Source organism: Methyloceanibacter marginalis, from assembly GCF_001723295.1.
In the GTDB taxonomy this organism is placed as follows: domain Bacteria; phylum Pseudomonadota; class Alphaproteobacteria; order Rhizobiales; family Methyloligellaceae; genus Methyloceanibacter; species Methyloceanibacter marginalis.
Genome location: NZ_LPWD01000248.1, coordinates 1 through 7,128 on the forward strand (window position 1 = coordinate 1; position 7,128 = coordinate 7,128).

The 7,128-nt window shown below is 62.3% G+C and carries 7 protein-coding genes and 3 pseudogenes; 9 read left to right on the forward strand and 1 reads right to left on the reverse strand.

All coding sequences use genetic code 11. From position 1 onward, the window contains the following. The 8 genes and pseudogenes from AUC71_RS09680 to AUC71_RS21160 form a co-directional block, all read left to right on the forward strand. Positions 1-284: amino acid kinase family protein (locus tag AUC71_RS09680; RefSeq protein WP_483127804.1), on the forward strand; the 284-nt coding region annotated here is incomplete at its 5' end. 90 nt (positions 285-374) lie between these two features. Then, a complete protein-coding gene (frr, locus tag AUC71_RS09685) occupies positions 375-932 on the forward strand; it encodes a ribosome recycling factor (protein WP_069624104.1) in 558 nt (185 codons plus the stop codon). 63 nt (positions 933-995) lie between these two features. Beyond that, positions 996-1,738, forward strand: a pseudogene (locus AUC71_RS09690) (isoprenyl transferase). Next, complete coding sequence (locus AUC71_RS09695) at positions 1,735-2,703, forward strand: phosphatidate cytidylyltransferase (protein WP_158007783.1); 969 nt, start codon at positions 1,735-1,737, stop codon at positions 2,701-2,703. The pseudogene AUC71_RS09690 and the gene AUC71_RS09695 overlap by 4 nt, the downstream one beginning before the upstream one ends. Beyond that, the gene (gene dxr / locus AUC71_RS09700; RefSeq protein WP_425283374.1) at positions 2,675-3,823 is read left to right on the forward strand and encodes a 1-deoxy-D-xylulose-5-phosphate reductoisomerase; all 1,149 of its coding nucleotides are present in this window, start codon (positions 2,675-2,677) and stop codon (positions 3,821-3,823) included. Before AUC71_RS09695 ends, dxr begins: the two co-directional genes overlap by 29 nt. Positions 3,824-3,872: 49 nt before the next feature. Then, entirely contained in the window at positions 3,873-5,018 is a 1,146-nt protein-coding gene (rseP, locus tag AUC71_RS09705) for an RIP metalloprotease RseP (protein WP_069624107.1), read from the forward strand. 196 nt (positions 5,019-5,214) lie between these two features. Further along, positions 5,215-6,183: pseudogene (gene bamA / locus AUC71_RS21155) on the forward strand (outer membrane protein assembly factor BamA); the annotation flags it as partial. Positions 6,184-6,299: 116 nt separating this feature from the next. After that, positions 6,300-6,404, forward strand: a pseudogene (locus AUC71_RS21160) (POTRA domain-containing protein); the annotation flags it as partial. Here AUC71_RS21160 and AUC71_RS21165 read toward each other — a convergent pair. After that, positions 6,381-6,566 (reverse strand): hypothetical protein, encoded by a 186-nt coding sequence (locus tag AUC71_RS21165; RefSeq protein ID WP_069624109.1) that lies wholly within the window; start codon positions 6,564-6,566, stop codon positions 6,381-6,383. The pseudogene AUC71_RS21160 and the gene AUC71_RS21165 sit on opposite strands and share 24 nt — an antisense overlap. 41 nt (positions 6,567-6,607) lie before the next feature. On the opposite strand from AUC71_RS21165, the gene AUC71_RS21170 reads away from it, so the two are divergent. Beyond that, positions 6,608-7,128: BamA/TamA family outer membrane protein (locus tag AUC71_RS21170; protein ID WP_244500883.1), on the forward strand; the 521-nt coding region annotated here is incomplete at its 3' end.

Below are 7,128 nucleotides of genomic sequence, written 5' to 3' on the forward strand. Positions count from 1 at the left end.
CGCGGCTGCGATGCGCGGAGAATGGAATGCCAAGCCTTGTACAAGCGACCCAGGTCGACGGCGTCTACAGCGCGGACCCTAAGAAGGTGCCCGACGCCAAGCGTTATGAGCGGCTCAGCTACGCTGACGTGCTCAAGCAGGATCTGAAGATCATGGACGGCGCAGCGATCGCGCTTGCCCGGGACAACCGGATTCCGATAATTGTGTTTTCCATCAAGAACCAAGGGAGTTTGGCTCTTGAGTTGCAGGGGCAGGGCGCCTCGACCACCATAGACGGTGGATAAGCCCACTGGGGAACGCTTGGAAACGCCAACAGAGCACGCCAAAGCCTAGCACATGGGTGCCCGGCAAGAACGGCGAGCGGGGAAGGCAAGATGTCTGACTTCGATTTGGTTGAGATCGAACGGCGTATGCATGGTGCGCACAACGTACTCAAACAGGAATTCAGCGGCCTCCGCACCGGCCGCGCCAGCGCCAGTCTGCTGGATCCCATCATGGTCACGGCCTACGGCAATCCGATGCCGCTCAATCAGGTGGCGACCGTCAACGTGCCTGAGCCACGCATGATCACGGTTCAGGTCTGGGACAAGAGCCAAGTGAATGCCGTCGAGAGAGCGATCCGCGAATCGGATCTCGGCCTCAATCCCGTGACGGAGGGGCAACTGCTGCGCCTCCCGATCCCCGAGCTCAACGAGGAGCGGCGCCAAGAGCTGGCCAAGGTCGCCCACAAATACGCCGAGCAGGCGCGGGTGGCCGTACGGAACGTGCGCCGAGACGGCATGGAGCACCTGAAGAAGGCCGAGAAGGATGGCGATATGGGCAAGGACGAGCACCATTCGCTGGCAACGAAGGTGCAGGACTTGACCGATAAGGTCATCAAGGAGATCGACGAGGCCCTTGCCACCAAGGAAGCGGAGATCATGCAGGTCTAACCTGCACCGAAGCGTAGTTTCGCGTTTGGATTTGCTGCGGAGACGCCGACTGTGACGCTCGCGATGGACAACAAGTGGGGCGATGCCGACAGGCCGGCCGCACATCATGTCGCCATCATTATGGACGGCAACGGCCGCTGGGCGGCCGAGCGGGGGCTGCCGCGCGTCGAGGCCACCGCCAGGGCGTCGAAACGGTACGGCGGATCGTCGAAGCGTCCATGGAGCTCGGCATCACCCATCTCACCCTGTTCAGCTTCTCCTCCGAGAACTGGTCACGCCCCGAACAGGAGATCTACGATCTGTTCGGCCTGCTGCGGCGCTTCATACGGCGCGATCTCGCCGAGCTTCACAAGAACGGGGTGAAGATCCGTGTCGTCGGTTCGCGCAACGGTTTGGAGGATGACATCCTGCGCATGCTCGATGACGCCGTCGAGCTTACCAAAGACAACACCGCGCTGAACCTGACCATCGCGTTCAACTACGGTGGACGCGATGAGATTGCCCGCGCCGCGCAGCGGATCGCCGAGGACGCGAAGGACGGCATCTTGGTGCCCGAGGACGTGACTCAGGACCGCTTCGCCTCTTACCTCGACACGGCCGGGCTGCCCGACCCCGATCTTCTGATCCGCACCTCCGGCGAGCTGCGCTTGTCCAACTTCTTGCTTTGGCAGTTGGCCTATGCCGAGTTCGTCTTCGTTGACGTCTATTGGCCCGATTTCACCAAGGAGCTGTTCGAGGCCGCCATTTCCGAGTATCAGCGGCGGAACCGCCGCTTCGGCGGTCGGTCGGCGAGATCCACCGCGTGACCTCCGCAGCACCGTCCGGCGACAATCAGCCCAGCACGGACTCCCGTCAGGCACCCGAACTCTTACGCCGGCTGGCTTCGGCTGTCGTCCTCGCCGCAATAGCGCTCGGGGCGGTGCTGTTGAGCCCATGGAGCTTTCTCGCTCTGGTGATCGTGGCGGCAGGGTTGCTGCTCTGGGAGTGGGGCAGCGCCACCCGGGGCAACGGCTTCGACGGCACCTCTCTGATCCAGGCCGTGAGCGTCGTCGCGCTCACCGTCTTCATCGCGCTCGGCCGCTTCGATCTCGGCTTTTTCGTTCTCGGCGCGACCGCAGTGGTCGTCGGTTACTCCGCACCTGACCGGGGGCGCGCGATGTGGGCCGTGGCCGGTCTCGCCTATGTCGCGCTTCCCGCTGCCGCGCTGATCTGGCTGCGCAGCGACCCGCAATTTGGGCTTGCCGCCGTCCTCTTCCTGCTCGCCGTGGCGTGGACCACGGACACCGCCTCCTATATCGGGGGCAGGGGCTTCGGCGGCTCAAAACTCGCGCCAACCGTTTCACCGAAAAAGACCTGGAGCGGCTTCTTGGTCGGCATCTTGATCCCGGCCTTGGTGGGCTATGGTTTCGCGGTCTACCTGGGGGGCACGTCTCGCTTAGGTCTGGCACTCGTCGCCATAGGCCTTGCGCTCGCCTGTCAGATGGGGGACTTGCTTGAGAGTGCGGTAAAACGGCATTTCGGCGTCAAGGACATGAGCCAACTCATTCCAGGCCATGGCGGGCTTTTCGATCGCATCGATAGCCTTCTCCTGGCGGCCGTGTTAGCGGGCCTTATCGCCTTGCGCGATCTGGCGTCGCCGGGCGCCGGCCTCTCATCTGGTAGAGGCGAATCCGCTGTTTCCCCTTCGCACATTCACGGACACCGAGCCGCCACCGTCCACCAAACGGCCGAAACGGATCACCGTGCTCGGCGCCACAGGCTCGATCGGTGAGAGCACGCTCGATCTCGTCGGCCGCGACCCCGAAGCCTACGAGGTCGTGGCGCTGACGGGCTGCAAGAACGGAACCCGGCTTGCGGAGCTTGCCATTCGACATCGGGCCAAGCTCGCCGTGGTCGCCGATCCCGAAAGTTACGGGGATCTCACTGCGGCGCTCGCTGGGACGGGCATCGAGGCCGCCGCCGGGCAGAAGGCATTACTCGACGCCGCAAGCCGTCCGGCCGATTGGATCATGGCGGCGATCGTCGGCGCCGCCGGTTTGAAACCGACCTTGCATGCCGTGCGCCAAGGGACGGCGACGGCGCTCGCCAACAAAGAGTGCCTCGTCTCCGCGGGCCGCATCTTCATGGCCGAGGTCGCGCGCCACGGCACGACCCTGCTGCCGGTGGACTCAGAGCATTCGGCTGCGCTTCAGGCCATGACCGGGACGGAGCCCGAGCGCATCGAGCGTGTCTGTCTCACGGCCTCCGGCGGACCCTTCCGCACCTGGAGTTTGGAACAGATGGCCGCGGCCGGCCCCGAACAGGCCCTGAAACATCCGAACTGGTCCATGGGGGCGAAGGTCACCATCGACTCCGCCACGCTAATGAATAAGGGGCTGGAGCTCCTCGAGGCGCATCATCTCTTCGCGCTCGCCCCCGAAAAGCTCGACGTGCTGGTTCACCCACAGTCGATCGTGCATTGCCTCGTACAAATGAGCGACGGCGCGGTGCTCGCCCAGCTGAGCTGCCCCGACATGCGGACACCCATCGCCTACAGCCTGGCCTGGCCGGAGCGAATGCATGTGCCCAATGAACGGCTCGACCTGGCGCAGATCGGCTCGCTCACTTTCGAGGCGCCGGACCTCGAACGTTTCCCCGCCTTGCGTCTCGCTAAGGAAGCGTTGGCCGCGGGCGGCAGCGCCGGAACTGTCCTCAATGCAGCCAATGAAGTCGCGGTCGCCGCCTTCCTCGAAAAGCGCCTGGGCTTTCTCGCCATCGCTGGACTGGTCGAATCCACGCTCGCCGCCTGTCCCGATTTGATCTGTCTCGGCCCGCAAACCGCTGACGATGTGCTCGAGATCGACGAAGAGACGCGACGCCGTGCGCGGGGCTGGCTGCCCCGGTTTGCATGAGCCCCGATCCCGGGCTAAGAACGGACAAAATCAACAGGTAACCTCGCTTATGGACACGATAAATCTGCTTTCCGGCTTCGGCGACACCATCCTCAGCTATCTCCTCCCCTTCTTGTTCGTGCTGACGGTCGTGGTCTTCATCCACGAGCTCGGGCACTTCTTGGTGGCGCGCTGGTGCGGGGTTGCGGTCAAGGTCTTCTCCATAGGGTTCGGGCCCGAAATCTTCGGCTTCTACGACCGGCACGGTACGCGCTGGCGCGTGTCCTGGATCCCCCTTGGCGGCTATGTGAAGTTCATCGACGACGAGAACGTCGCCAGCGCCGCGGGCCGAAAAGCCTTCGAGGCGTTGCCCGAGGAGGAGCGCAAGCGGAGCTTCCAGGGCAAGTCGCTAGCCCAACGCGCCGCCATCGTCGCGGCCGGCCCAATCGCAAATTTCCTTCTCGCGATCATCATCTTTGCCGCGATCTTCAGCGTCTTCGGTGAGCGGATAACAGCCGCCAAGGTCGACGCCGTGGCCCCGGGCAGCGCCGCCGAGCGGGCCGGATTCGAACCCGGCGATCGGATCGTCAGCATCGACGGCTCCGAGATCGGCAGTTTTTCCGACATGCAGCGTATCGTGGCGACCAGCCCCGACCAGGAGTTGCATTTCGTGGTCGATCGCGGTGGTGCGAATGTGGAGCTCACGGCCACGCCTGAGCGGAAGGAGATCACCGACCGGTTCGGCAACACCATGCGAATCGGTCTGCTCGGCATTCAGCGCAGCGCCTCGCCAGACGATTGGACGCTGGAGCGCCACGATCCTGCCACCGCCTTGGTCATGGGCGTGAAGGAGAGCTATTTCGTCGTCTCCCGCTCCCTGGCTTATCTCTACGATGTGGTCACTGGGCGCGAGGACGCCGACCAACTGGGCGGTCCGTTGCGTATCGCGCAAGTATCGGGGCAGGTGGCAACGGCAGGCTTTGTTGCGCTTCTCAACCTCGCTGCCATCATCTCCGTCAGTATTGGGCTAATAAATCTGTTCCCAATACCTATGCTGGATGGCGGTCATCTTTTGTTCTACGGCATTGAGGCAATAAGAGGCCGGCCGCTGAGCGAATCCACACAAGAAATAGGATTCCGCATTGGCCTCGCCTTCGTGCTCATGCTAATGATCTTCGCGACCTGGAACGATCTGATTCACTTGAAGTTTCTGTGATCGGAGGTTGTAGGGGCACAAGCTTAGCGGGGCCCGCGAGGTCCCGAATGGTTAACAGAAGACTACCAAAAATCGGCCACAAACAAATGGCCAGTTGCGCCCTAAGGCGCTTTGCCTACGGGGTCGGCTTGAGGGGAATACACCAGTAATGGTGCGGTGGACGTTGGAAAGAGGACTGCTCGCGGTCCTCCTCGTGATGTGTAGCGTCCCGCTTTCGCTGGGTTTCAGCGTGAGTTTTGGGGACCTGTCGGCATCCGCCCAAGGCACTGTCATCCAGTCCATCGTTGTGGAAGGCAATCGCCGCGTCGAGCCGGAGACAGTCCGCTCCTATCTGAGCTTTTCTTCAGGCGACAACTACGATCCCGCCGAGGTCAACCAGTCCCTCAAGACCTTGTTCGCCACGGGCCTTTTCCAGGACGTGCGCATCCGCCGGCAGGGCTCCACCATCATCGTCATTGTCGTCGAGAACCCGATCATCAGCCAGGTTGCCTTTGAAGGAAACCGCGAGGTCGACGACGACGTACTCGCCGCGGAGGTCCAGCTCAAACCGCGTGCCGTTTATACCCGCGCGCGCGTGCAAGCAGACGTGCAGCGCATCCAGGCTGTCTACCGGCGCCAAGGCCTCTATGCCGCTCAGGTCGAGCCCAAGATCATCAATCTCGACAACAACCGCATCGACGTTGTCTTCGAGATCACCGAGGGGCCCACCACCAAGGTGAGGGCCATCAACTTCATCGGCAACCACGCCTTCAGCGATTCTCAGCTCCGGTTTGTGATCACGACCACGCGGACGAATTGGCTGAGCTTCTTAAAGAGCACCAATATCTACGACCCCGACCGGTTGAACCTAGACCGCGAGCTGTTGCGCCAGTTCTATCTCAAGAACGGCTACGCCGATGCGCGGATCGTCTCAGCGACCGCCGACCTCGACCGCGACGGGCAGGGCTTCTTTATCACCTTCACCATCGAGGAGGGGGAGCGGTATCAGTTCGGCTATATCGACATCGAGAGCGCGCTGCCGTCGCTCGACGTCGGCGCGCTGCGCGGCGTAATCCTGACCCGGCCGGGACGCCGCTATAACGCCGAGAAGGTCGAGAAAACCGTCGAGGCATTGACAATCAAGGTCTCCGAGCAGGGCTATGCTTTCGGACAGGTTCGGCCGCGTTTTGATCGAGATCCGGTCGCGCATACGATGAACATCACCTATGTCATCGACGAGGCCCGCGGGTTTACATTGAACGCATCAACATCGTCGGCAATTTCCGAACCGAAGATAAGGTCATACGTCGCCAGTTCCGTCTTGCCGAGGGCGACGCCTATAACCGGCTCCTCGTGGAAGCAGCCCGTAAGCGACTGCGCTCATTAGGGTTTTTCAAATCCGTGGATATCGAGACGGAACCGGGTAGCGCGCCCGATCGCGTAATCCTGGCCGTAAACGTGGTCGAGCAGCCCACCGGCGAACTCTCCTTCGGTGCCGGCTACTCCACGACGGAAGGCGTGATCGGCGACGTCAGCATTACCGAACGCAACCTCATGGGTAAGGGCCAATATGTCCGCCTCGGCTTCTCGGGAAGCTTGAACGTGCGCAGGTGGATTTCAGCTTCACCGAGCCCAACTTCCTCGACCGTAATATGGCCGCCGGCTTCGACCTGTTCCATAAGGAGGTCGATCTTCGCGACGTGGCGTCGTTCCGGCAGCGCGATACCGGCGGCAATTTGCGTGTCGGCTTCCCGATCGCGGACAACACGCAACTCGGCTTGCGCTACCGCATTCAGCAAGAGGAGATCTACGATCCGACCTCTAACGCGTCACTCGCCGTGAAACAGGCCGCGGAAGAGGGCGAGGTGCTCGTCTCGAGTGTCGGCTACACGATCGCTTATGACACCAGGAATCTGCCGCAGCAGCCCAGCAGCGGCGTCTTCGCCTCATTCTCGCAAGATCTGGCCGGCGTGGGTGGCGACGTGAACTACATCCGCTCCGTGGCCGACGCCCGCGGTTACTACCCGATCACCAACAAGATCACTCTTGTCGGCCGCGTCCAAGGCGGCGTGATCGAAGGATGGGGCGACAACGACCTTCGCCTCACCGACCTGTTCTTCAAGGGCGGCGA

What these genes read in the sequence shown, in the direction of transcription:
- rseP (WP_069624107.1), top strand. Translation starts at nt 3,873, where the DNA reads ATGGACACGATAAATCTGCTTTCCGGCTTCGGCGACACCATCCTCAGC.
- frr (WP_069624104.1), top strand. Translation starts at nt 375, where the DNA reads ATGTCTGACTTCGATTTGGTTGAGATCGAACGGCGTATGCATGGTGCG.